This is a genomic window from Acidovorax sp. Root568 (genome assembly GCF_001427445.1).
In the GTDB taxonomy this organism is placed as follows: Bacteria; Pseudomonadota; Gammaproteobacteria; order Burkholderiales; family Burkholderiaceae_C; genus Acidovorax; species Acidovorax delafieldii.
The window spans coordinates 29,636-51,460 of record NZ_LMGP01000019.1; the positions used below are offsets into that span (position 1 = coordinate 29,636).

The 21,825-nt window shown below is 67.9% G+C and carries 21 protein-coding genes; 6 read left to right on the top strand and 15 right to left on the bottom strand.

From position 1 onward, the window contains the following. Positions 1-26 precede the first annotated feature (26 nt). The 3 genes from ASD75_RS20935 to ASD75_RS20945 all read right to left on the bottom strand — a co-directional run bounded on the left by ASD75_RS20935 (position 27) and on the right by ASD75_RS20945 (position 3,601). The gene (locus ASD75_RS20935; protein WP_056747805.1) at positions 27-515 is read right to left on the bottom strand and encodes a nuclear transport factor 2 family protein; all 489 of its coding nucleotides are present in this window, start codon (positions 513-515) and stop codon (positions 27-29) included. Between the two features lie 84 nt (positions 516-599). After that, positions 600-2,489: a patatin-like phospholipase family protein gene (locus tag ASD75_RS20940; RefSeq protein WP_056747808.1), complete on the bottom strand. Its 1,890-nt coding sequence runs from the start codon at positions 2,487-2,489 to the stop codon at positions 600-602. A 218-nt stretch (positions 2,490-2,707) separates the two neighbouring features. Next, complete coding sequence (locus tag ASD75_RS20945) at positions 2,708-3,601, bottom strand: alpha/beta fold hydrolase (RefSeq protein WP_056747810.1); 894 nt, start codon at positions 3,599-3,601, stop codon at positions 2,708-2,710. Between the two features lie 666 nt (positions 3,602-4,267). Between ASD75_RS20945 and ASD75_RS20950 the strand changes: the two genes are divergently transcribed. Next, positions 4,268-5,485 (top strand): hypothetical protein, encoded by a 1,218-nt coding sequence (locus ASD75_RS20950; protein ID WP_156401065.1) that lies wholly within the window; start codon positions 4,268-4,270, stop codon positions 5,483-5,485. A 36-nt stretch (positions 5,486-5,521) separates the two neighbouring features. Here the strand turns inward: ASD75_RS20950 and ASD75_RS20955 are convergent, their stop codons facing one another. The 5 genes from ASD75_RS20955 to ASD75_RS20975 all read right to left on the bottom strand — a co-directional run bounded on the left by ASD75_RS20955 (position 5,522) and on the right by ASD75_RS20975 (position 9,811). Beyond that, positions 5,522-6,049 carry a CinA family protein gene (locus ASD75_RS20955; RefSeq protein ID WP_056747814.1) on the bottom strand — a complete coding sequence of 176 codons (528 nt, stop codon included), beginning with the start codon at positions 6,047-6,049 and terminating at the stop codon, positions 5,522-5,524. Further along, entirely contained in the window at positions 6,049-6,573 is a 525-nt protein-coding gene (locus ASD75_RS20960) for a phosphatidylglycerophosphatase A (RefSeq protein WP_056747816.1), read from the bottom strand. The genes ASD75_RS20955 and ASD75_RS20960 overlap by 1 nt, the downstream gene beginning before the upstream one ends. Before the next feature lie 18 nt (positions 6,574-6,591). Continuing rightward, positions 6,592-7,071 (bottom strand): universal stress protein, encoded by a 480-nt coding sequence (locus tag ASD75_RS20965; RefSeq protein ID WP_056747817.1) that lies wholly within the window; start codon positions 7,069-7,071, stop codon positions 6,592-6,594. 110 nt (positions 7,072-7,181) lie between these two features. Further along, positions 7,182-8,858, bottom strand: a complete 1,677-nt coding sequence (locus ASD75_RS20970; protein ID WP_056747819.1) for a DUF4139 domain-containing protein — start codon at positions 8,856-8,858, stop codon at positions 7,182-7,184. 68 nt (positions 8,859-8,926) lie between these two features. Further along, complete coding sequence (locus tag ASD75_RS20975) at positions 8,927-9,811, bottom strand: LysR family transcriptional regulator (RefSeq protein WP_056747821.1); 885 nt, start codon at positions 9,809-9,811, stop codon at positions 8,927-8,929. A 142-nt stretch (positions 9,812-9,953) separates the two neighbouring features. On the opposite strand from ASD75_RS20975, the gene ASD75_RS20980 reads away from it, so the two are divergent. From ASD75_RS20980 to ASD75_RS20990, 3 genes are all read left to right on the top strand, one after another. Next, positions 9,954-10,994, top strand: coding sequence for an NAD-dependent epimerase/dehydratase family protein (locus tag ASD75_RS20980; RefSeq protein WP_056747824.1), 1,041 nt, complete (start codon positions 9,954-9,956; stop codon positions 10,992-10,994). Positions 10,995-11,027: 33 nt separating this feature from the next. Then, the gene (locus ASD75_RS20985) at positions 11,028-12,209 is read left to right on the top strand and encodes a hypothetical protein (RefSeq protein WP_056747825.1); all 1,182 of its coding nucleotides are present in this window, start codon (positions 11,028-11,030) and stop codon (positions 12,207-12,209) included. Positions 12,210-12,362: 153 nt separating this feature from the next. Continuing rightward, positions 12,363-13,679 carry a ferric reductase-like transmembrane domain-containing protein gene (locus ASD75_RS20990; RefSeq protein ID WP_056748065.1) on the top strand — a complete coding sequence of 439 codons (1,317 nt, stop codon included), beginning with the start codon at positions 12,363-12,365 and terminating at the stop codon, positions 13,677-13,679. 23 nt (positions 13,680-13,702) lie between these two features. On the opposite strand, the gene ASD75_RS20995 is transcribed toward ASD75_RS20990, so the two are convergent. From ASD75_RS20995 to ASD75_RS21010, 4 genes are all read right to left on the bottom strand, one after another. Continuing rightward, complete coding sequence (locus ASD75_RS20995) at positions 13,703-14,254, bottom strand: RNA polymerase sigma factor (protein WP_056747827.1); 552 nt, start codon at positions 14,252-14,254, stop codon at positions 13,703-13,705. Positions 14,255-14,260: 6 nt separating this feature from the next. Continuing rightward, positions 14,261-14,464, bottom strand: a complete 204-nt coding sequence (locus ASD75_RS21000) for a DUF2892 domain-containing protein (RefSeq protein WP_056065267.1) — start codon at positions 14,462-14,464, stop codon at positions 14,261-14,263. A gap of 120 nt (positions 14,465-14,584) precedes the next feature. Next, positions 14,585-15,559 (bottom strand): thiamine-phosphate kinase, encoded by a 975-nt coding sequence (gene thiL / locus ASD75_RS21005; protein WP_056747829.1) that lies wholly within the window; start codon positions 15,557-15,559, stop codon positions 14,585-14,587. A 48-nt stretch (positions 15,560-15,607) separates the two neighbouring features. After that, on the bottom strand, positions 15,608-16,516 hold the full coding sequence (locus tag ASD75_RS21010; RefSeq protein WP_056747831.1) for a LysR family transcriptional regulator: 909 nt from the start codon (positions 16,514-16,516) through the stop codon (positions 15,608-15,610). 112 nt (positions 16,517-16,628) lie between these two features. Between ASD75_RS21010 and ASD75_RS23815 the strand changes: the two genes are divergently transcribed. Both ASD75_RS23815 and ASD75_RS23820 read left to right on the top strand, forming a co-directional pair. Beyond that, on the top strand, positions 16,629-16,844 hold the full coding sequence (locus ASD75_RS23815) for a hypothetical protein (RefSeq protein WP_156401066.1): 216 nt from the start codon (positions 16,629-16,631) through the stop codon (positions 16,842-16,844). Next, positions 16,832-17,230, top strand: coding sequence for a tautomerase family protein (locus ASD75_RS23820; RefSeq protein ID WP_056747833.1), 399 nt, complete (start codon positions 16,832-16,834; stop codon positions 17,228-17,230). Before ASD75_RS23815 ends, ASD75_RS23820 begins: the two co-directional genes overlap by 13 nt. Before the next feature lie 40 nt (positions 17,231-17,270). Here the strand turns inward: ASD75_RS23820 and ASD75_RS21020 are convergent, their stop codons facing one another. The 3 genes from ASD75_RS21020 to ASD75_RS21030 all read right to left on the bottom strand — a co-directional run bounded on the left by ASD75_RS21020 (position 17,271) and on the right by ASD75_RS21030 (position 21,824). Beyond that, positions 17,271-18,395, bottom strand: a complete 1,125-nt coding sequence (locus ASD75_RS21020; RefSeq protein WP_056747835.1) for a YbdK family carboxylate-amine ligase — start codon at positions 18,393-18,395, stop codon at positions 17,271-17,273. Continuing rightward, positions 18,385-19,647, bottom strand: coding sequence for a cation:proton antiporter (locus tag ASD75_RS21025; protein WP_056065273.1), 1,263 nt, complete (start codon positions 19,645-19,647; stop codon positions 18,385-18,387). Before ASD75_RS21025 ends, ASD75_RS21020 begins: the two co-directional genes overlap by 11 nt. Before the next feature lie 158 nt (positions 19,648-19,805). Beyond that, complete coding sequence (locus tag ASD75_RS21030; RefSeq protein ID WP_056748067.1) at positions 19,806-21,824, bottom strand: site-specific recombinase; 2,019 nt, start codon at positions 21,822-21,824, stop codon at positions 19,806-19,808. Between the last annotated feature and the right edge of the window lies 1 nt (position 21,825).

Below are 21,825 nucleotides of genomic sequence, written 5' to 3' on the forward strand. Positions count from 1 at the left end.
GGTGGTGTCCGCCAGCCGGTGCGGGGTCAACCCTGCGCCAGAAACTTCTTCAAATTCCCCGTTGCCGTACTCCGCACCTTGCGCTTGAGCGAAGGCGACCAGCCCAGCAGCAGGCCCGGCGCGCCCAGCGCCTGCCGGGCCCAGCGCCAGAAGTTGAAGCGGTCACGGTGCGTGGCAATCAGCCCGTCGGGCGTGAAGGTGAAGGTGCCGTCGATGATGTTGTGCACCTTGCGCCCGGTGGCGCTGAAGAGGTAGTGCGCCTCCCAGTGCGCCTTGCCGCCCTGCGCATCGGCGTCGATGCCGCTGAACTCCAGCTTCCAGTGCTCGGCGGCGCCGGGCTTTTTCGTCGCAGTGCACAGCATGCGCCACATGCCTGCCACCTGCTCGCGGCCTTTCAGGGAAAAGGCCTCGTCGTCAAACGTGGCGTCGGGGGCATAGCAGGCCGCCATGGTGGCATGGTCCAGTTGCGCAAACGCGGTGTAGAAGCGTTGCAGGGTCTGGGCGTTGGGGTGCATGGGTTCTCCTCCTCAAGGGCGTCCATGCTACACCCCGGCCGGAACGCTGCATGCCACCTGGGGGACCTGCGCGGCGATGTGCGTTCAGCCGGTGCGCAACCCACCGATGCGCCGCCGCTTGGTGTCGTCCAATGCGTCCAGCACCTGGATGCCGTGCGCATACCCCTGCTGCACGATCTGCTCGAACCGGTTCCACTGCAGCATGCCCACGCGGTCCATGGGGGGGTTGAAGTACAGGTCGGTGAGCTGCTGCGACTGGCGCTGGCGCGACATGCTGTACAGGATGGTGACCTGCATGAGGTAGCTGGCCAGCGAGGGCAGCTTGTAGCGCCGCTGGGCGCGCGGGCGCAGCTTGTCGCGCAGCAGGGCCCAGCTGCTGGGGATGTCGTCCAGCTCGATGCGGCGTGGCTTGCGGAAGTTCAGGTCCACACCAATCACCGTGCCCACGCCGCGCATGCTGCTGCGCATCACATCCACTGGGAAGTTGTTGAACGTGCCACCGTCGCACAGCAGGTCGCCCTCGTGCACCACAGGCGGCAATGCACCGGGGATGGAGATGCTGGCCAGCAGCGACTTCACCAGGCTGCCACGGCGCACCACCTGTTCGCTGGCGCGCGAGTAGTTCGTGGCCACGCAGTAGTAGTTCTTCCACAGGTCCTCGACCTGGGCCGGAAAGCCCACCAGCCGGCCCACGGCGTCATGCAGGATGTGGCGCAGTCGGCGGCCCTTGATGAGCGACATCAGCGGCAGCAGGCTCCAGTCGCCCGTGGGGTTGGTGCGGAATGCCTCGCGTGCGTTGGCCATCACCGTCGCCAGCGGCTGGTCGGACGCCACATACGCGGCCATCACCGAACCGATGCTGGTGCCGCCCACGCAGTCGATCTCCACGCCTTCCTCCTGCAGCGCGCGGTAGATGCCCAGGTGCGCAAAACCGCGCGCGCCGCCGCCGGCCAGCACCAGGCCCACGGCCGTGCGGCTCTGGATGCGGGCCAGGCGCGCCATGTCGCGGTCGAGGGCAGGGCGCACATGCACGTGGTCGGCCACGGGGCGGCGGTCCAGCCATTGCTGGGTGCCGCGCGGGCACTGCGTGCCTTCCGGGTGCAGCAGCACCAAAATCTCGGCGGCCTCGGCCAGAGGGGCGCGGCGCAGCAGGCAGTTTTCTTCAATCGGGTGGATGGCGGGCTCGGCCTGTGCGTCGGCCAGCAGCAGCAACTCGTCGCAGTGGCGGCTTACGCGGCGCGTCCACGGCGTGGGCTCGGGGTCGGCCAGCAGCAGCACGAAGTCATTGCGCGCCTCGATCTCGTCGAGCAGCATGGCAATGCGGCGGTTGGCCGTGGCGTCGGCGCCTTCGCGCTGCGCAATGCCGGGCTCCTGCAATTCGGCGTCCACGGTGGTCGAGTCCACCACCCGTACGCGGCCCACCGTGCCGAGGTGGCGCGCCAGACGCTGGCCAAAAGCCTGCAGGTCTACGCCGCTGCTCACCGGCAGCAGGCCCATGGCCACCGGGCGTTCCTGCGCGGCCGTATGGGCGGCGGTGCCGGACTGCAGGCGCTGGATGATCTGGCGCGTGAGCGCAATCGACACCTGGGCGCTGCTGGCCAGCAGGGTCTTGAACACGTCCTTGGTCAGGCGCACCAGCACCGAGTCGCGCACGGCGACCACGGTGGCGGCGCGGGGTGCGTCGGTGAACAGGCTGATCTCGCCAATCACCTGGCCCCGGCCCATGTCGGCCACGCGACGCTGCGTGCCGCTGTGCCCGTCGTCGCTGCGCACGTAGGCACGCAGGCGGCCGCTGACGGTGAGGTACATCGACTCGCCGGGCTCGCCCTGCGCCATCAGCGTGCTGCCCCCGGGCACCTCCACCCACTCGAGCTGGGCGCGCAGCAGCTCCAGCGCCTCGGGCTCGATGCCTGGCAGAAAGTTGCGCAGGTGCTCGGTGAGCAGTTGGTTCTGGGTCGCGGTAAAGGGAGGCATGGTCACGCAATCGGCAAGGCACAGTGGGGGCGCTGCGGAAGGTGATGGCTTAACAGCCACCGGTGCTGGCCATGGGTTCCGCAGCGTGCGAAGCGGCGGATTCTAGGAACGCAATGTCACCTGTGCGCACTGCACGGGGCATGGTGGCCGCGCAGCGCGTGAACAAATGCACGGCAGATCCTTTCGATTGCCCTTTCGGGCCGTGTCCGACCTGGTCGTCAGCGCATGAAGGCGCTCAGCGCCTGGGCCGTGGCCTCGGGCAATTGTTCGGGGATGAAGTGCCCGGCCGCAACGGCCTGGCCTGTGACCACGCCCGCACACTGCGCCTGCCAGAGTGCCAGCGGATCGAACAGCCGGTGCACCACGCCGTGCGCACCCCAGATCACGAGGGTGTCGCACGCTATTTTTTCGCCGCGCGCGCGGCTGTCACGGTCGTGGTCCAGGTCGACGCCCGCGCTGGCGCGGTAGTCCTCACAGGCGGTGTGGATGGCTTCGGGTGTGCAAAAGCAGCGTTCGTAATCGGCCAGGGCCTGGGGCTCGATGTGGGCCAGGCCCGCGCTGCCCCAGCCGCCCAGCTTGGCGTGCAGGTAGGCGCGGGCGTTGCCGCCGATCATGGTCTCGGGCAGCGGCGCGGGCTGGATCAGGTGGAACCAGTGGTAATAGGCGCGCGCAAACTCCATGTCGGTGCGCGCGTACATGTCGAGCGTAGGGGCGATGTCGATCATGCACAGCTTCTTCACGCGCGCGGCGTGGTCCAGCGCCAGGCGGTGGGCCACACGGCCGCCCCGGTCGTGGCCGCACAGGTAGAACGTGTCGTGGCCCAGCGTGGTCATCACCTCGGCCATGTCCTGCGCCAGGGCGCGTTTGCTGTAGTTGCTGTGGTCGGGCAGGCCGGGCGCGTGGGATGAGTCGCCATAACCGCGCAAGTCCGGCAGCACCAGACAGTAGTCGCGTGCCAATTGCTGCACCACGCGGTGCCACAGCGCATGGGTTTGCGGAAAGCCGTGCAGCAAGAGCAGTGGCGGCCCGTCGGCCCTGCCGCCCGTGCGCACAAAGATTTCTGCCCCGCCCGTGGCAAGGCGGTGGGTGATGAATCCCTGGAACCAGTTCATGGTGTGCGCCGCGAGTGGCGTGCGCCCATCGGTTGGAGTGACGTCAGACCAGCGGCCCCGCTGTCCAACGTGGCACCGGACGCGCTGCGGGCCGCGTCGGAGGGTTGCGGGGGCTGGGCGTTGTGGTGCATGGAGGCTCCTTTTTGGGGAGCCCATGCTACACCGCGGCTCTGTGGCGCGAGCGCGGGTGGGCCAACAGGGAGATGCGCCGGTCCGCGAGCCATCGTTCCCGCAATGGGAGGCTCCATGCCGCTCCTTCGCAGGGGCTGCCAGATGGGAGAAATTCCTGAATTACATGCCGTTACACTAACTGCCCCCTCGGGAAGGCGACTTCCAGGGCTCCCGCTGCCAGCCAGCCGCCGCATGGGGCTGTTGTGTACACGGGCCATCAGAGGGATGGGCTTCCCCATGGGTTTTGCATCCTGGGTTTTTTTACAAGGCGCGCGATGCCTGCTTGCCCGGCAGGCCCCCCGTGGGAGCACGGGGCGAAAAGAGGCGATGCCAGCGGATCAAAGGAAAGTCGTGGGTACGATCAATGTGGCCTGTACGGGCAGGGCAGGGGTAGGCATAGGCGTGTTTTCGTCGGGGTCGGGAAGGCCGGTTGTGCGGCTCGTGCTGTCATGGTGTCTGTGTCTCTTCGCTTCATTGGCGCAGGCTGCTCCGGCCATGCTTTCAATCGCTGCAGACCACAGCCCGGTGCAGGCAGGCGACACCTTCAGCCTGACGGTGACCTATGACACCGCCATGGACACCAGCGTCAATCCGGTCATCTCGTTTCCCACGGCGGGCGAAGATCCCGGGGGATTTCTCGTGCCGACCGGTGCCGCCTGGCTCAACGCTACGACCTTCAGGCAGAGCTATGACGCGGACTTCGTCACCGTGACAACGGCCACGGTAGACGTGGCGGTGAACGGCGCACAGGACACCCTGGGCGCCGCCCAACTGCCCGGCTTCCAGGCGAACGTGTTCGACATCACCACCTACGTGATCGTGATCCCGCCATCGCATGTCATCGACATGCGGGGCTCGGTGGATGGCAACCTGGTGAGCCCGGCTGGCAGTGGTCGGGTCATCACGGACGCCGATATTGGCAAGACCGTCGAGTTCATCATCCGGTACGACATCCCCACCGACTATGGCGGATGCATCAACGGGGTGGTACAGAACTTCCTGTGCACCAACCTTGTGTTCACCAACACGGGTGGCACGCCGCTGAGCCTGGCCAACGTCACTTCGGAGTGGTTGACGCGCAACCGCTACCGGGTGACCTGGACGATTGCGGATGGTGACGAGCAGTTCGGCAGCATCAACGTCATGGTGGCCGGCGGCGTGGGACGCAAGGACGACACCAGCAACAAGAACACCGACTTCGAGCTGGTGGGCGTGTTCAGCATCGACACCAAGAACCCCACCGTGGGCAGCGTGGCGCCCAGCGCCGCGACCATCCGCAGCGGGGTGCCTGCCAGTGGCGTGTTCACCCTGACCGTGGCATACAGCGAGCCCATGGACATGACCAGCACGCCATTGCTGAGCTTCCCCAACCAGAGTCTGGGTGCCTTGCTGTCCCCCACCGGCGGCAGCTGGATCGACAGCACGCACTATGCGCAGAACTTCGCCGTGGGGGTGGTCTCGGGCGCGGTCACCGCCATGCAGGCGAAGGCTGCGCCTGTGTTCCCCGCCGTGGATGTGAGTGTGGCGGGTGCGCGCGATGCGAATGGCAATCTTCAAAACGAGAGCACGGTAGCAGGTGTGTTTGCGGTCAACTTCGCTTCTGCAGCGGCAATTCCCACGTTGTCCACTTGGGCCCTGCTGCTGCTGGGCACATTGCTGCTTGGCCTGACGGCTGTTTCACTAGGTGCCGGGCGCCGCGCGGAAAGCGTCTGACAAGAACCAGCGCGCCGTGCGGCGCGGGCCGATTTGTCAAACCAGCAGAAACCCCAGCAGCCGCTGCAGCGCATAGCGCAGCGTGGCCGTGCGGACGGCGGCGCGGTCCCCTGCAAAGTGCTGCATCTCGCTGTGGGTTTCGCCGCCCACGCACCAGGCAAACCACACGGTGCCCACCGGCTTGGTCGCGGTGCCGCCTGTGGGGCCCGCGACGCCGGTCACGGCCAGGCTGACCTGCGCGCGCGAGTGGGTCAGCGCACCATCGGCCATGGCGCGTGCCACAGGCTCGCTCACCGCACCGTGCTGCTCGATCAGGCCGGGGGGCACCCCCAGCATCTCGGCCTTGGCCTCGTTGGAATAGGTGACAAAGCCGCGCTCGAACCACTGGCTGGAGCCCGACAGGTCGGTGCAGGCGGCGGCGATCATGCCGCCGGTGCAGCTCTCGGCAGTGGCCAGCATGTGGCGGCGGGCCAGCAAACGCAGCGATATTTGCGTCAAATTGGCATCAAGCGCTTGTACTTCTTGCGCTAGTAGCTCACTTTTTGATAGTGATGTGGGTGCCATCAGAACCTCCACAGTGCGATGACCAGCAAGGTACAGAAGGCTGCCACAAAGTCGTCCCACAAGATACCCCAGCCCCCGCGCCAGCCAAAGCCCTTGAACAGGCTGTCGGCCCAGCCCACCGGGCCGGGCTTGGCGGCGTCAAAAAAGCGGAACAGCCCAAACGCCACCACCTGCCCCCACAGCCCCATGGGCATGGCCAGCCACAGCACCAGCCAGAAGGCCACCACCTCGTCCCACACGATGCTGCCGGGGTCGGCCACGCGCATATGGCGGGCTGTGGTGGTGCAGGCCCACCAGCCCACCACGGTGCTGACCACGATCAGCAGGCCCATTTGCCGCGGGTTCAGCCACTGCTGCAGCATCAGGTAGGCCAGCCAAGCCCACAGCGTGCCCACGGTGCCTGGCGCCTTGGGGGCCAGGCCCGCGCCAAAGCCCAGCGCCATGAAGTGGGCGGGGTGGGACAGCATGAAGCGCACGCTGGGGCGCAGGGGGGCAAGGGGTGGCAGTGGCTCGGAAGCGGTCATGTCGCGACGGAAAATTGATCAGGCGCTGGCGGCACCGCCGTCTGCCCCGGCAGGCAGGCGCACCAGCAGTACGGGCACGGGAGCGGTGCGGGCAATCTGCTCGGCATCACTGCCCATCAGCACGCGTGCCAGGCCACGGCGCCCGTGGGTGCCCAGCACGATCAGGTCGGCGCCCCAGGCCCGCGCGTGTTCCACCACCAGGTCAGCCACCCGGGCATCCAGGTTTTCGATCAGCACCGTGTCCACCGGCACACCGCTTTGCGCCACGCGCTCTTGGGCGCGGCGCAGCAAGGCCTCGCCCGCCTGGCGCAGGCGGGGCAGCACCTCCTGGCTGTAAACCTCGGGCCGCTCAAAACCGCTGATGTGGGCCAAAGGGTCCATCACGTTCAGCAGGCGAATGCGTCCACCCGTTGCCTTGGCCAGGCCCGTGGCTTCGTTCACAGCGTGGTCAGCGGTGGGGCTGCCGTCAACGGCAACAAGGAGGTGTTGGTAACTCATGGCGGCGGGCTCCTGAGGGCTTGGTGGCACCAATGTGATCGCTGGGGCGGATTGTGACCGACACGCCGTTGCGCGGGGTCTTCGGAGCGCCAGTCACCGTGTTGCCAAGGTCACTGGCGTTCGATCAGCTCCACGTCCTTGGGGTAGCGGATGGTGTGCTCGGCACTGAACTGTGCGCTGGCCCCGGCTGCCAAAGTCTGCTGCCAGGACACGGTGCCGGGCGTGCGGTTCCAGGCTGTGTCCGCCGGCTGGGGCTGGTAGCGCGATTCGACCTCGATCTTCTCGTTGCGCGACACCGGTGCGGCATGCAGCACCTGCAGCGTGATGGCCGTCTTGTGGCGGTTCTCCACGCTGTAGGCCCGGCGCGTCTTGCGCTCCACGCGCGAGCCGGTAAACCCGCTGCTGCCCGTCAGATCCTGCACGGGCTCGGCCCGTACGGTGACCAGCTCATCGCGGCCAAACGACAGGCTGGTGCTGCCGGCTGGGGCGCCCGCACTGGGCGCGCCAAAGTCGATGCGGCCGTTGCCCACAAAGGCGCCATCGCGGTACAGGCCTGCTGCGCCTGCCGGCCACACGCCGGGCGGCTGGGCAATGTGGGCAACCAGGTAGGCGGCTTCTTCCATGGCCGGTGCCGTGCGCGTGACCAGCGTGGCGGGGGCGCTGTGATTGCCCAGCGCCAGCGTCACGCGCTGGCCGCTGGAGGGCACGGTGATGCGCTGGGGCACGGCGAACTCGGTGGCAAACCCCTTGTCGAGGGCGCTCACGTCAAACGTGGGCATGGCTTCCTCGGCGGCATTGCGGGACCGGGACAGGGACGCAATGGCCGGTGCGGGCGCAGGCGCCATCGCCATGGCCGGCGCGGGCGAGGCCTGCGGGGGCGGTGCCACGTTCAGCCACCAGGGGCGGGGCAGTTGCCCTTGAGTGGCGCGGCCCGGCTGCCCGGTGGACAGGGTCAGCTGCACACTGCCCCAGTCTTCGCCGCTGTTCTGGGCCACCAGCGCCTGGCGTTCGATCAGCACCATGGATTTGTTCGCATCCAGCGTGGCGCGGTAGCTGGGCTGCCAGCCGGGGCCGCGCACCTGGTAGGACAGGCGCAGCTCAGCCTCGCGCTCGGTAGCCAGGTTGATGGTGACTGACACCACCCGCGCACGCTGGCTGGCCACGCGGTCGCGCTCTGCCACGAGCGGCTTGAGGGACAGCTCCAGTGCCTCCTGCTTGCGCTGGAGCTGATGCGCGCGCGCAAAGCTGTCCTGCCCGGACTTGCGCAGGACCTCGGCGGTGGCGGTGATCTGTGCGGGCGTCGGTGTGGCAGCACGGGGGGCGGAAGTGGCAGGCGCTGCCGACTCCGGGCCCGCGCCGGTTTGCGCCACGCTGCGCAGATAGCCGTCCACCAGCTGCAGGGCCGAGGCCTCGGCCTTCACCCCCGCGATCTGGTCCTCCAGCTCGCGGATGCGGCCGTCCAGCGGACTGGCGCAGCCTGCCGCCACATCACGGTCCTCGGTGAGCACATTGAACTCGCCCACGCGCACGGCGGGGTCGGCGTTGATCTGCAGGCTTTGCACATCCAGCGACGCGGGCAGGCAGGCCAGCGTGAGGCTGCGCGCGCCAGCGGCCACCTTGGCCACGCGCTCTACCGTGGCGCTGCCGGGGTAGACGGTGACACGGGCGATGCGGGATGTGTCTTGGGCGGCTGCAGACAGCGGGGCCAGGACGGCCAGGCCCAGTACCAGCAGTGCGGGGCGCGCTGGAAGGTGAAGGAAGGGGAATGGGGGGCTCACGGGGCGCATGGGGCTCCTTGGGCGCAATGGACAAAGGGACTGGGATGCTAGCAGCCAGGCAGCGAGCTGCCCGTGGTCTACAGCACCAAGGGCACCTCCGCCGCCAGAAAGTCATAAACCGCCCGAATCTTGCGGCTGGTGCGGATCTCGCGGTGCACGGTGAGCCAGATGGGCAGTTCGGGCAGTGGCAGCGTGGGTAACACCGCCACCACATTCGGGTCGGTGCGGGCCAGGTAGTTGCCCACAAAGCCAATGCCCAGCCCCGCCCGCACAGCCTCCCAGTAGGCCATGAGGTCGTCGGTGCGGAACGCGAAGTGCCCGCGCTCCACCGGGTAGCCCATCGCGGCAAAGCCTTGCTGGATGTCTTCGTGCCTGTCGTTGCCCACCAGCTCGTGCTGCAGCAGGTCGGACGGTTGGCGGGGTGTACCCTTGCGGCGCAGGTAGTCGCTGTGGGCATAGGCGCCCAGCGTCACCGCGCCGATGCGCTTGGCCACCAGGCTGGCCTGGTCGGGGCGCACCATGCGCAGCGCAATGTCGGCCTCGCGGCGCAGCAGGTTGGTGACCTGGTTGCTGGCCACCAGCTCCACCTGCACCTCGGGCAGCGCCTGGCGCATGCGCGCCAGCACGGGCGGCAGCAGCACGCAGGCCACGGGCTGGCTGGCGGTGATGCGCACGGTGCCCGTCACGCCTTCCTCCGCGCCCGACACGCTGCGTGCCAGCTGGTGGGCGCCCATCTCCATGGCGCGGGCTGATTCGGCCAGCCGCAGCGCCGTGGCCGTGGGCAGCAGGCCGCGCCCGGTGCGCTCAAACAGCACCACACCCAGCTGCGATTCCAGCTCGGCGATGTGGCGGCCGATGGTGGGCTGGCTGGCGTTGAGCGCACGGGCCGCGCCCAGCAGGCTACCCTGGTCGAGTGCGGCCAGGAAGGACTGCACGAGGCTCCAGTCAAAGGTCTGGTTCATGGCAATAGCGTGCCCGCAATGGGACGGCAGGAGGGTGGATGGACATATTCATATTTGCATTGCTGATATGAACACTTAGCCAATTGTGTAACGGTGCCGGCGTTTTCACAATCGCCCCATCTCTTGTGAATGGAGCCATCAGATGATCACCCACACCCGTTTTCCACACTGCACGGACAATCCCTCCACCGTGTTGATCCTGGGCGCCCGGGGGCGGCTGGGACTGGCGGCCACCCGCGCCTTTGCGCAGGCAGGCTGGCAGGTGCTGGCCCAGGTGCGCCCCAGTGCGCAGAGCGCTGCATTGCCCGCCATTCCTGGCGTGTGGTGGATGCCGGTGGCAGTGGAAGACACTGCCGCGCTGGCGGCCCAGGCGCAGGGCGCGCAGGTGGTGGTGCATGCGCTCAACCCTGCCTACACCCACAAGGCCTGGCGCGAGCAGGCCCCGGTGCTGATGGAGGCGGCCATCGCCGTCACCCGCCAGCTGCGTGCCACGCTGATGCTGCCGGGCAACGTCTACAACTTTGGCGAAGCCATGCCGCCCGTACTGCGCGAAGACACATCCCAGGCCGCCACCGGCTTCAAGGGCCGCATGCGGGGGCAGCTGGAGCAGCGACTGCAGGCCGCCACGCGACAGGGCGAGATACGTGCTGTGGTGTTGCGCGCCGGGGATTTTTTTGGCAGCGGCACGGGCAGCTGGATCGACCAGGCCATTGCCAAGGACTTGCCCCGGGGCCGCATCACCTGGCCCGGGCCGCTGGACGTAGCCACGCCCTGGGCCTACCTGCCCGACCTCGCCCGCACCTTCGTGCGCGTGGCGCAAGAGCGTGACCGGCTGGCCGCCTTCGAGTGCCTGCATTTCGCTGGGCACCACGTTACCGCGCAGCAGTGGCTGCACAGCTTCACGGCCATTGCAGCAGAGCAGGGCTGCTTGCCCGATGCGGGCGCGCTGCGGGTGGGCCAGTTGCCGTGGCCGCTGTTGCGCGTGATGGGGCTGGTGGCACCCACGTTTGCTGCGCTGGCGGACATGCGCTATCTGTGGCGCACGCCCCACCGTCTGGACAACACCCGCCTGCGCGCGCTCATCGGCGACGAGCCACACACCTCCTTCGATCAGGCCGTGCGCCAGGCGCTGGTCGATTTGGGGCTGGTGTCCACCCGTTTGCCCCGTGCCGCGCTGGCCTGACCGCATCACCTTTTGAACCACCGAAGCATTCTCATGAACCGTCGCAACTTCATCCGTTTGGCAGGGGGTGGCACCATCGCTGCCGCTACTGCGGGCACGCTGGTCGCCTGTGGTGCCGTGGGCTCGCACTATCCCGCCGAGGCGGTGGAGGCCTGGAAAGGTCCGGTGGGCGAGACCGACCTGCGCCGCCGTGCCGTGGCCTATGCCATCACCGCACCCAATTCGCACAACCTGCAGCCCTGGCTGGTGGACTTGCGCGAGAGCGGTGTCATCACCCTGCGCACCGACCCTGCGCGGGTGCTGCCACAGACGGATCCGTGGGGGCGCCAGATCCTGATCGGCCATGGCGCCTTTCTGGAGCTGCTGGTGATGGCGCTGGCTCAGCAAGGCGTGGCCAGCGAGGTGCTGCTGTGGCCGCAGGGCGAGATGCCTGCGGCCCTGAAGGACTGGGACGACCGTCCCGTGGCGCGCATCACCCTCAAGCCTGGTGGCCAGCCCGACCCGCTGTTTGCGCAGGTGCTGCTGCGCCGCACGCCCAAGACGGATTTCGATACCGCCCGGGCCATCGCGCCCGGGGTGCTGGCCCAGTTGCTGGGCAGCGCCCCGGCTGAAGCCCCGCTGCGCGTGGGCGGCACCGTCAGCGCCGACCAGTTGCCCGCGCTGCGCACGCTGTGCTGGGAATCTGCCCGGGTAGAGCTGCTCACGCCGCGCACCATGATGGAAAGCATCCAGCTCACCCGCGTGGGGCCAGGCGAAATCCTGCAGCACCGCGACGGCATCTCGATCAACTCGCCTTTTGTGCGCGCCGTGGACGCTCTGGGCATGTTCGACCGCACCCAGCCCCCGGCGGAAGGCAGCGCCGCCTACAAAAGCGCCATGGGGCGTTTTGAGGGCCATAGCCGCACGGCCATGGGTTTTGTGTGGATCACGGGCCCCAATACCCGCAGCGACCAGATCCGTACCGGGCGCCTGTATGTGCGCCAGCAGTTGCAGGCCACGGCGCTGGGTGTGGGCATGCACCCCATGAGCCAGGCGGTGCAGGAGTTTGCCGAAATGGCCCCGCACTTCGAGCGCGTGCACCAGCTGTTGCTGGGGCGGCCCGCGCCGCGCACGCCCCAGGAGCCCACGGTGCAGATGTTCTGCCGCATGGGCTACCCGCATGGCGAGGTGCCTGCCACGCCGCGCAGGCCGCTCGCGCGTTTTGTGCGGACTTGATTGCGGGGAGGCCGGCCCCCGCGCAGCGGGCTGATGCAGATCAACCTCCGGCCACAAGCTGCAGCGCTTTGCCGCTGCTTCACACACCGTTCAGGTGGCGTTCATCGCAGGTTTCTATATTTGCTGCATTGCAACAAGTGTTTGGGGCTGGTGATGTGGAAGAAGATCTTGGGGGGCTCCCTGGTGCTGGCATGTACGGCGTGGCTGCTGGCACTGTGGGTGCCCCAGCCTGCGCCGCCCGCGTGGGGCGATGTCTGGTGGTGGCGCAACCAGCTGATCCTGCTCAGTGGGGTATCGGCCTGGGCACTCATGTCGCTGATCATGGTGCTGGCCGTGCGGCCCGCGTGGCTGGAAAAGCCGCTGGACGGCCTGGACAAGAGCTACCGCCTGCACAAGTGGGCGGGCATCGGCGCGATCGTTCTGGCGTTGCTGCACTACGGGCTGCAGCTGTCGCGCAGCCTGCTGGCCGCCTGGGCGGGTCGCCCGGTGCGCGCGCCGCGCGCGGACTGGTGGCTCAACACCTTCCGCCACCTGGCCGAGGAGATGGGGGAGTGGGCTGTGTGGTTCCTCGCGGCCATGCTGGTCATCACGCTGTGGCAGCGGTTCCCGTACCACGTGTGGCGTTACCTGCACAAGCTGCTGGCCGTGGTGTACCTGGTGCTGGCCTTCCATGCAGTGGTGCTCACGCCGCCCGCCTGGTGGCAGCAGCCTGCAGGCGTTCTGGTGGGCCTGTGCACGCTGGTGGGGGCGCTGTGCGCCGTGCGCTCGCTGGCTGGGGCCATCGGGCGCCGCCGCCGCCATGCAGCCCGTGTGGTGGGCGTGTCGTCCCAAGGGGTTGGGGTGCTGGAAGTGACCTGCCAGGTCAGCCCCGCCAGTGGCTGGAAGCATGCGGCCGGTCAGTTTGCGTTTGTCACCTTTGGCCGTGCCGAGGGGGCGCACCCTTTCACCCTGCTCAACGCCGACCAGGGCGATGGCGTGCTGCGCTTTGCGATCAAGGCGCTGGGCGATCACACGAGCCAGTTGCCTCTGCAGGTGCAGCCGGGCCAGACGGTGAGCATCGAGGGGCCGTATGGCTGCTTTGACTTTCGCAGCGACAGCGCCACCGAGCAGGTGTGGGTCGCCGCAGGCATTGGCGCCACGCCGTTCATGGCCTGGCTGGAGTCGATGCAGTCCACGCCCGCGCTGGCGCCCCGGGTGCACCTGCACTACTGTGTGCGCCATGCGGGCGAGGCGGTGTTTGCCGAGCGCATGGCCGCGCTGTGTGCCCGCTTGCCCAGCGTGACGCTGGAGATTCACTACAGCAACGACACCGGGCCCGTGACACCCGCAGCGTTGCTCGCGGGCACCAGCCCGGCGGCGAGTGTGTGGTTCTGTGGGCCACAGGGTTTTGCCGAGGCGGTGCGCCAGGGCATGGAGCAGCTGGGGCGCTCGCCTGCGCGCTTTCACCAGGAGCTGTTCCAGATGCGCTGAGGCGGTTTCTCCGCGCTGCAGCGCTACGTGGTGCCGGTGCGGTCCGTGGGTGCCAGGTACTCCCGCACCAGGGCCCGCCCGCGGTGCAGGCGGCTTTTGGCCGCCTCGCGCGTCACGCCCAGCCGCTGCGCCATCTCCTCGATGGTCAGCTCCTCGAAGTCGCGCATCAGCAGGGCCTCGCGGTACAGGGGCGGCAGCGAGTCGATGGCCAGGGCCAGGTCATGGCGCAGTTCGTGGTCGGGGCGGTGCGACCAGGCGAGGTGGTCTTCCACCTGTGCCAGCGGCTCGCCCTTGAGCCAGGCCAGCATGGGCTGCATGCACAGCCGCTGCACGATGCGCACCACCCACCCGCCGAACGCCGCCACCTCGCGCAGCGCGCCCACGCGGCGGTACACGATGATGAGCGCCTCCTGCACCACGTCGTCCGTCGCCGTGGTGGCGGCGCAGTGGCGCAGCGCATAGCGGCGGATGTCGGGACGGGTGAGGCGCAGCAGCTGCTCCATGGCCGCCGCGTCACCGCTGCGTGCGGCGGGCAGCAGCTGGGCCACGGTGGGGGCTGGGTGGGTGGTGGCCATGGGCGGTCACTCGACAGGCTTGCGGCCCACCATGGCACAGGCGGGGCAGTAGCCAAACGCGCCGCTCAGGATGCTGCCAACACCCGAGGCGGCCAATGCCAGGCCCAGGGGCGATGCGGACATCCACCACAGGCCTGCAGCGATGAGGGCGACGCCCCCTGCAACGCGCAGCAGGCTTTCGGGGCGGGTGATGTTCTTGCGGTACAGCATGGTGAAAAACTCCTTGGTGGGGAAATGAAGGCGCCGGCACGGGGCACCTTCCCTACCAAGAGCGGCTGGTTGCGCAAAAGGATTCATGGGTTGCAAAAAATTTTTGCCTGCCACCACCCGTCACCGGAAATGGTCGAACGAGGCGTAACGGTTCTCCACCGCCTGCCCCTGCGCGTCCACCAGCCTCAGGCCTGGCTCAGCCAGCACGGTGCCGATGCGGGTGACGGGTGTGCCGCTTGCCTGCGCCGAGGCGGCCACCGCGTCACGCCGCGCGCGCGGGGCGGTGAAGGCCAGCTCGTAGTCGTCACCGCCCGCCAAAGTGCATTGGTGGACCAGTTCAGGGTCCAATGGGCTGGTTGCGATAGTCGAATATGCCTTTGCTGCTATCAAATGTATAGTTTTTGAGGTGTCGATACAGGCCCCTGCCCCCGAGGCTTGGAGGATGTGCGACAGGTCGCCCAGCAGCCCGTCGCTCACATCCATGGCGCTGGTGGCCACGCCGCGCAGGGCCAGGCCCAGGGCCACGCGCGGGGTGGGGCGCTCCAGCCGCTGGCGGGCGCGGGCCAGCGCCTCGGCGGGCAGGGCGATGTGGCCGAGCAGCGCCTCCAGCGCCAGCCGGGCGTCGCCCAGCGTGCCACTCACATAGATGTCGTCGCCGGGCTGTGCGCGGCTGCGCAGCAGGGCCTGGCCAGTGGGTACCTCGCCAAACACGGTGATGCAGATGTTGAGCGGGCCCTGCGTGGTGTCGCCGCCCACCAGCTCGCAGCCGTGGGCATCGGCCAGCGCCAGCAGCCCGCGCGAGAAGCCCGCCAGCCAGGCCTCATCGACCCGGGGCAGTGACAGGGCCAGCGTGAACGCGAGCGGCTTGGCACCACACGCCGCCAGGTCTGACAGATTCACGGCCAGCGCCTTGTGGCCCAGGGCTTCGGGGTCCACGTCGGCAAAGAAGTGGCGGCCCTCCACCAGCATGTCGCTGGAGACGGCCAGTTGCATGCCGGGTGCGGGCGCCAGCAGCGCGCAGTCGTCGCCCACGCCCAGGGCTGCCTTGTGGACGGGGCGGGTGAAGTAGCGGGCGATCAGGTCGAACTCACCCATGGCGCTGCCTGGGGGGCCAAGAAAAAAGGGTCAAAAAGGTCAAAGGCATCAGGTACTGCTTTCTGTCTGAGAAAACCACGCTGCCCAGTGGTCGATGCAGGCCTGGATCTTGGGCAGCCGGTGCCTGCGGGTGAGGGTGATGGCGTGAATTGTGCTGGGCTGCAGGTCCACGCAGTCGGCCAGCACCGGGGCCAGCAGGCCCTGGCGCACCAGGGGCTCCGCCACCACCGTGGCCAGGCGCGCAATGCCCAGGCCCTGCAGCGCCAGGCGCGCGGTGATGGCCGTGCTGCCCGAGCGCCAGTGGCCCTCGGCCACCATCACGCGGGGTGCGCCATCGATCTGGAAAGGCCAGTGGTTCAGAAACGCCACCGCGCTGTTGGTGATGAGCCGGTGCTGGCGCAGATCGTCGATGTGCTGTGGCGCGCCGTGCGCCTGCAGGTAGCCGGGTGTGGCGTACAGCGCGCGGGCCAGCGTGCCCAGGGGGCGCGCCACCACGGTGTCGGTCAGCGGCGGGCCGGTGCGGATGGCAATGTCGATCCCATCGCGTGCCATATCGGCCATGCGGTCGTCCACCACCAGTTCCACGCGCAGTTGCGGGTGCTTGTGCTGCAGGCTGTCAAAGCTGGGGATCAGCAGGTGCTCGGCCACCACCGAACTGGACGCCACGCGCACCCAGCCGCTAGGCTGGCCGCTTTGTTGGGCGAACTCACCTTCCAGCTCGTCGAGTGTGCCGTTGATGCGGCGGCAGTAGTCCAGAAAGGTCTGCCCTTCTGCCGTGAGCGTGAGGCCATGGGTGGTGCGGTGCAGCAGCCGTGCGCCACAGGCTTTCTCAATGCGCGCCAGGGTGCGCGAGACCTGGCTCACCGGTGCATCGCGCTCGCGCGCCACGGCCGACAGCGAGCCCAGGTCGGCCACGCGGGCGAACAGGTGCATGTCTTCAAAGCGGATGTCGCGCATCGGCCGATGGTAACGGCGGGGCTGTGCGCTGGGTGCAAAACGGTCTTGCGCGGGATGCGGTTTCGGCCTTGCGCGGTGCTGCCTACAGTGGCCTCACCCCGAAAGGAATGCCATGGACCCTCACCTACACCCCGACGAGTACCAGCGCCTGCGCGATGCGGCCCAGCGCCATGCCATGCAGTTGCGCCGGGAGGCGATTCGCGAAGCCCATGCCTGGGTGGCGCGGGGGCTTGTGCGCATGACCCGCCGGGTTTTCCTCTTCCTGCGGACCCCGTCCGCACCCACGACCCCATCCACCCAGGAGGCTCCAACACCATGCCAACCCTAGTTCTGAAACTGACCCCGCTGCAAAACCCTAAGCATTACCAGGCGCTGGCCAGCGCCCTCACCGACCTCACGGTCCAGCGGTTGGGCAAACGCCGCGAGGTGACTGCTGTGGTCATCGACGACCTGCCCCCTGCGCGCTGGCATATCGGTGGTGCACCGGTGGCGCAGCCCACGGCCTTGCTGGAGATCAGCATCACCGAGGGCACGAACTCCGAGGAGGAGAAGGTCGCCTTCATCGCTGCCGCGTTTGCCGAGCTGCAGCGCCAGCTGGCGGGTGATGGCGCCCTGGCCGCTGCGAGCTACGTGGTGGTGCGGGAGCTGCCCGCCAGCGACTGGGGCTATGGCGGGCGTACGCAGCAGGCGCGCAGATTGGCGCTCGCTGCTTGAGGTCAGAGTCGCGTGAGGTGGCTGGCGCCTGGCGTGCGGGTCAGGCCGCCGCGCCGCGAAAGCGCTGCGCTGCCTGGCGGCTTACCTCGGCCAGCAGCTGCTCTTCGCTCTGGCGCTGGCGCAGCCAGCGGGCATCGTTCTGCCCCGCCTCGACCTCGGTGCGCAGCATGTGCATGGCGCTTGATGCGCCCTGTACGGCCGCGTGGCCTGCGATCTTGTCCATGGTGCGCAGGATGTGCTCGCGCAGCGGCATGTGGTCGCCCGTGGCCGGGTCCACATACACCGCGTCCATGCCAAACCGGCAGGCCTGGAAGCGGTTGTAGGTGTACACGAGGTAGTCGTCCTCTTCGGGCATGAAGGGCTGGTCGGCCAGGAACCACGCGCCCAGCGACTGCACGTAGCCTGCGAGGGCCGCAGCGCGCTCGATGGTGAGCGGCGTGTCGAACACGCGGATCTCGATGGTGCCGAACTCGGGCTTGGGGCGGATGTCCCAGTAGAAGTCCTTCATGCTCTTGACCACGCCCGTGCGGGTCATCTTGTTGAAGTAGGTCGTGAAGTCGTCCCAGGTCAGCGCCATCGGGGCGCGGCCCGACAAGGGGAACGCAAACACCGAGTTGAGCCGGGCCGAGTCAAATGCCGTGTCCTGCCCTTGCACATAGGGGCTGGACGCCGACAGCGCAATGAAGTGCGGGATGTAGCGCGACATGCGGTGCAGCATCAGCAGCGCGGCATCGGCATCCGGGCAGCCAATGTGCACGTGCTGTCCGAAGATGGTGAACTGCTTGGACAGGTAGCCGTACAGCTCGGACAGCTCGCGAAAGCGCGGCTTGTCGTAGATGCGGCGCTCGTGCCACTGCTGGAACGGGTGCGTGCCGCCGCCCACCACGGCAATGTTGAGCTTGTCGGCGCTTTTGACCAGCGCATCGCGGATGGGCGTGAGCTGGCCCAGCACCTCGCTGGCCGAGTGGCAGATGCCGGTGGAGATTTCGATCATGCTGTTCGTCATCTCGGGCACCACGCTACCGGGCAGCGGGGTTTTCTTCATGAGGCGCAGCATGTCCTCGGCGTAGGGCGCCAGGTCGTAGTCGTTGGTGTTGACCAGCTGCAGCTCCAGCTCGACGCCCAGCGTCAGCGGCTCGGAATGGGTGAAGGCTTCAAGACTCACGGGGGGACTCTCCGTTGTTGTTGCTGCGGGTCAGGGGTGCCCAGGGTTTGGAGCTTTCGCCCGCACGGTAAATGGCCACGGTGGCAATGACGGCGCCAAATACTTCCATCAGCAAGATGGCGGGCAGCGCCACACCCGCGATCACATGGCCGGTGGAAGGCGACGCGAGCACAAACTGCGAGGCGATCAGCAGGGCGATGGAGGACATGGGGGTCATCGCGCAGCCCACCCACAGCGCCTGCTTCCAGCTGGCGCCGCTGCCCACATTGCCCAGCGCCACGCCGGTGGCCTTGGCCAGCAGGCGCACGGCAATCAGGGCCAGCACCACACCGGCCACGGGCGCGCTCCAGTCGGCCTGGGCCGCCACGGTGGAAACCAGCACGAACATCAGCATGGTGAGCAGCGACGATGCATTGCCCAGCTGCCGTGGCCAGGCCCAGGGGCGCGGGTTGAGCTGCTTGAGCAGCATGCCCCCCAGCAGCGCGGCCAGTGGTGCCGAGCCCCCCATGTGAGCGGCCACTGCCGTGCCTGCAGCCACCAGGGCCAGGAACAGCATGGAGGTGTTTTCGCTGGTGGGACTCATGAAGCGCAGCGCCATGCGCAGCACCAGGGCCAGCACGGCGGCCACCACGATCGATACGCCCAGCACCACCACCACGGGCGACACGGCCTCCAGCACGGTGAGGCTCTGGCGGTTGATGAGTTCTGCCTTGGCGCTGCCCAGCGTCAGGGCATACAGCGTGGAGAGTGTGGTGAGCACAATGGCGCGTTCGGTCACCGGGCCGGCGGCACGGGTGTCGGCCACCACACGGGTCAGTACTGCAGGAGATGCCGCCAGCGCCACCAGGGCCAACGGGCCAGCCGCCTGGGGCGGCAGCTGCAGCCACACCAGCACCCAGTACACCGCGAAATAGGTCAGCACCGATTCGGCAATGCTCTGCACCAGCACCATGGGGTTGTGGCGGAACCAGCGCAGCGGGATACGGCCGCCACATTCGAACAGCACAATGGCCACGCCCAGCTCCAGCAGGAACAGGCCAATGCCCTGCAGCGGCCAGACTGCACCGCTGAAGCCTGCCAGGCCGGCTGCCGTGCCCACCAGCGAATAGCCCACCACCTTGGGCAGGCCGGTGTGGCGTTGGGTGAGATAGCCTGCCATGGCGGCTACCGCCAGCAGCAGTGACCATTGCACCGTGGGCAGCCCGGCCGAGGGGCGCAGCCACTGCGCCCAAAAGCTCAGGATTTCATTCATGTCATCGGACCTCTGCGTCAGACGGGCGCTGCCCGTTGGAGTGGAGGCCCCGGCGCACAGGCCCTCCGCAGATGGGACGGGGTGCGCTGGGGCGTTGGGCCCTTGAATTTACAGGCGGAAACACTCCGCCCTTGTAGGACAGAGGCGGCGGTTTCGCCTCAGCCCTGTGCCGTTGTCGCCAGTGGCCCCCGCCGCTCGGGCACAAAAAAGCTCAGCGGCGCGGTGCGCAGGCGGGCGCGGATGGCGGCATAGATGCGCGAGCGGTCCACGCCGCTCACGTTCTGTGCACGCAGCGCCAGACTAAAGGCCAGATAAAAGCTCACCGACACATTCAGTGCGCCCAGGAACGGGAGCGAGGCTACCGCCCACCAGAACGCGGGCAACTGCAGCACCTGCAGACCCAGCGTGGCGCCGGCGGCCGCCACCTGCCCGGTGGAGAGGGTGACGTGCCGTACATCCAGCCCCAAGCCGAAAAACGCAGCGAAAGCAGGCACCAGGCCCAGCATGAAACCCAGCGAGATGTTGGCCGCAAAACCCGACAGGTTCTCGCGCAGGAAGCGCGCCCAGCGCGCGGCGCGCTCGGCTCCCAAAAGCCCGGTGATGCGCGGGTTGTAGTGCAAGGCCGAGTCCATGCGGTGCAGCACAAACCAGTTCTCTGTCCAGCCCGCGATGATGCTGGAGGCAAACAGCAGCACCCCGGTAAAGGCGGCAAAGAACAGCGACGGCCCCAGCAGGTGCAGGGACTCGAACACATGCTCGGCCTGCTTCTCGCTGATGGCCGGGTGGCCCGTGGCCAGTGCAATCAGTGCAGCCAGCGCCAGCACGGCCGGGAACACCACCAGCACATTGCCCAGCACAGCAGCCACCTGCGAGCGCACCAGGTGCGTGATCTCGTCCACGAACGACTCGATCGCATCGCCGGTGCCCAGCTCCTTGAGCTTGGCCGCCATTGCAGGCGCGGTCATGGCAGGTTGTTTGGTGGCCACCGTGAAGTGCAGCAACTGGATCAACACAAAGCTCACGGCATAGTTGATGCCCGCCATGAAGCCGCCCCAGAAGGCCGAGAGCGCGAGCGCATACAGGCCAAACTTGATCAGTGTGGTGAAGGCCATCAGCGCACCGCCGCCTGCCGCCTTGCGCAGCATGGAGCGGTATTCGGCACTGGTGCGGGTGATGTAGTGCTCGCCCGTTTCGGCGCTGCGCTCGGCCACCTTGGCCGCCAGCAGCGAGGAGTTGGAGGCCAGCAGCGCGCGCAGGCTGCGCCGCTCTTGTCCCACCATCACCAGCTGTGCCATGAGTTGCGCCGCAGTGACTGCGGGCTGCGCGGACAACAGGCAGTCGAGCAACACGCGCACGCGCAAGATGCGCTCGCGCAGCTGCCGCAGCCGGAACACCAGCCCCACCGAAATGCCGTTGTCCTCGAAATGCGTATAGACGGTGGCAGCCGCCGCGCGGCAGGCCTCCAGGCGTTCGCGCAGGCGCTGGGCGGATGCGTCCAGCCGGTCGGGTGTGCGCAGCGCGTGCAGCACCTCGACCCGCAGGCTTTCCACGTCGCGGATGAGGGCGTGGAAGGGTTGTGCCTCCCGTGCAGATTCGCTCATGCGCAGTCGCAGTTCGGGTGCAAAGCCGGTCGAGAGGATTTGCCCTGCACAGTAGGTGATGGCATCCAACAAGGCGCGGTGCCAGCGTGTCGCGCCGCCTGGGCGCTCATCGGCGTTGTCCTGGACCAGCAACATCACCAGGCGGTTCAGGGTGGCTTCATCCAGTGCGGCCAGCCATTGCGCGTCGAACGCACTGGGCAAGGCCAGCATGAACAGTTCGGACGCATCGATGGTCTCTGGGCTGCCCGGCAGCAGCTTGGTGCGCAAGCGTTCGGCCATCTCGCTGACCAGGGCGGTGCGGGGTGCAAAGCCAAAGTCAGCCAGCAAGGTGGTGATGTCTACCTGATCCACCAGCGTCGCCCACCAGGCCTGCAGCCGCTGCTGAATATCGGGCCGTGCCGCGACCGCATCGATGAAAAGCTGCACCCGGCCCACCGCGGCAGGCACCGAATCACGCTTGCCGCGCACCCAGTCCAGCAGGTGGATGAGCCAGAGGTGGCGATGGGCCAGGTCGGCGGCAGGGTCCAGCGCCGCCAGCAGGTGGGCCAGGTCTTTGGGCTCGGCGGAATTTTTCATG

Excerpts from the sequence above, each read along its gene's own strand:
- ASD75_RS20935 (WP_056747805.1), bottom strand. The coding sequence starts at position 515 with ATGCACCCCAACGCCCAGACCCTGCAACGCTTCTACACCGCGTTTGCG.
- ASD75_RS20940 (WP_056747808.1), bottom strand. The coding sequence starts at position 2,489 with ATGCCTCCCTTTACCGCGACCCAGAACCAACTGCTCACCGAGCACCTG.
- ASD75_RS20945 (WP_056747810.1), bottom strand. The coding sequence starts at position 3,601 with ATGAACTGGTTCCAGGGATTCATCACCCACCGCCTTGCCACGGGCGGG.
- ASD75_RS20950 (WP_156401065.1), top strand. The coding sequence starts at position 4,268 with ATGCTTTCAATCGCTGCAGACCACAGCCCGGTGCAGGCAGGCGACACC.
- ASD75_RS20955 (WP_056747814.1), bottom strand. The coding sequence starts at position 6,049 with ATGGCACCCACATCACTATCAAAAAGTGAGCTACTAGCGCAAGAAGTA.
- ASD75_RS20960 (WP_056747816.1), bottom strand. The coding sequence starts at position 6,573 with ATGACCGCTTCCGAGCCACTGCCACCCCTTGCCCCCCTGCGCCCCAGC.
- ASD75_RS20965 (WP_056747817.1), bottom strand. The coding sequence starts at position 7,071 with ATGAGTTACCAACACCTCCTTGTTGCCGTTGACGGCAGCCCCACCGCT.
- ASD75_RS20970 (WP_056747819.1), bottom strand. The coding sequence starts at position 8,858 with ATGCGCCCCGTGAGCCCCCCATTCCCCTTCCTTCACCTTCCAGCGCGC.
- ASD75_RS20975 (WP_056747821.1), bottom strand. The coding sequence starts at position 9,811 with ATGAACCAGACCTTTGACTGGAGCCTCGTGCAGTCCTTCCTGGCCGCA.
- ASD75_RS20980 (WP_056747824.1), top strand. The coding sequence starts at position 9,954 with ATGATCACCCACACCCGTTTTCCACACTGCACGGACAATCCCTCCACC.
- ASD75_RS20985 (WP_056747825.1), top strand. The coding sequence starts at position 11,028 with ATGAACCGTCGCAACTTCATCCGTTTGGCAGGGGGTGGCACCATCGCT.
- ASD75_RS20990 (WP_056748065.1), top strand. The coding sequence starts at position 12,363 with ATGTGGAAGAAGATCTTGGGGGGCTCCCTGGTGCTGGCATGTACGGCG.
- ASD75_RS20995 (WP_056747827.1), bottom strand. The coding sequence starts at position 14,254 with ATGGCCACCACCCACCCAGCCCCCACCGTGGCCCAGCTGCTGCCCGCC.
- ASD75_RS21000 (WP_056065267.1), bottom strand. The coding sequence starts at position 14,464 with ATGCTGTACCGCAAGAACATCACCCGCCCCGAAAGCCTGCTGCGCGTT.
- thiL (WP_056747829.1), bottom strand. The coding sequence starts at position 15,559 with ATGGGTGAGTTCGACCTGATCGCCCGCTACTTCACCCGCCCCGTCCAC.
- ASD75_RS21010 (WP_056747831.1), bottom strand. The coding sequence starts at position 16,516 with ATGCGCGACATCCGCTTTGAAGACATGCACCTGTTCGCCCGCGTGGCC.
- ASD75_RS23815 (WP_156401066.1), top strand. The coding sequence starts at position 16,629 with ATGGACCCTCACCTACACCCCGACGAGTACCAGCGCCTGCGCGATGCG.
- ASD75_RS23820 (WP_056747833.1), top strand. The coding sequence starts at position 16,832 with ATGCCAACCCTAGTTCTGAAACTGACCCCGCTGCAAAACCCTAAGCAT.
- ASD75_RS21025 (WP_056065273.1), bottom strand. The coding sequence starts at position 19,647 with ATGAATGAAATCCTGAGCTTTTGGGCGCAGTGGCTGCGCCCCTCGGCC.
- ASD75_RS21030 (WP_056748067.1), bottom strand. The coding sequence starts at position 21,824 with ATGAAAAATTCCGCCGAGCCCAAAGACCTGGCCCACCTGCTGGCGGCG.